This is a genomic window from Burkholderia sp. A2 (assembly GCF_001729305.1).
Taxonomy (GTDB): Bacteria; Pseudomonadota; Gammaproteobacteria; order Burkholderiales; family Burkholderiaceae; genus Burkholderia; species Burkholderia sola.
In genome coordinates, this window is sequence record NZ_LZXX01000007.1 from 393 (window position 1) to 1,166 (window position 774).

Here is a 774-nt window from a genome sequence, read left to right on the forward strand (position 1 = left end):
CCGAGCAGCGCGAGCAGCACCGTCGACTCGAAGCCGTACATGTGCTGCGCGGGCACCGTGCCGATCAGCGTGGCCGCGCGGCCGTCGAGCAGCCCGAGGCGATCGGCCGCCGCGCGCACGCAGGCGACCAGGAAGCCCCAGGTCTTGCGGTGCGGCACCGGCTGGCCGGTCGAGCCGGACGTGAACACGTAGGCCATGATCCGCGCCGCATCGATCTGCGGGACGGCGAACGGCGCGTCGCTCGCCAGTTCGCCCGGCGCGGCGTCGGGATACGCGAAACGCGGCAGGTCGATCGTGCAATCGGGCGCGTCGTGCAGGCAGAACGCGTCGGGCGCGAACGACGCGAGCTGGCGAACCATTTCCGGCGTGTGCGTCGACGGCAGCAGGCTGATCCTGCCGGCGACGAGCGCCGCGCACAGGCTGACCGCGAAACGATAGCGGTCGCGGCACACGTTGAACACGTGGCCGCCGGCGGGCAGCGCGGCGGCCACGCGCGCGACGTCGGCGACGAAGGCGCGCACGGTGACGGGCGAGCCGTCGCGCCAGGCGATCGTCTGGTCCGGCGAGGAATGGAATACCAGCGGGTGAGTCGGCATAAATCGGTCAAGACGGAAACGAAGGCCGGCGCGGCCGCGCCGGTCATGAATTCATCGCGAGCCCTGCGATGCGTGGGTCGACGCGCGATACGCGCGCACCGCGTCGACCATCCGCGGCCGCGGCTCGTGCGGTAGCGCGAAACGCCGGCACGCATGCTCGGCCGCGAACATCACGGCG

The 774-nt window shown here is 72.1% G+C and carries 1 pseudogene; it reads right to left on the reverse strand.

The window, feature by feature from the left end:
- A pseudogene (locus tag A9Z05_RS01445) lies at positions 1-596 on the reverse strand (AMP-binding protein); the annotation flags it as partial.
- Between the last annotated feature and the right edge of the window lie 178 nt (positions 597-774).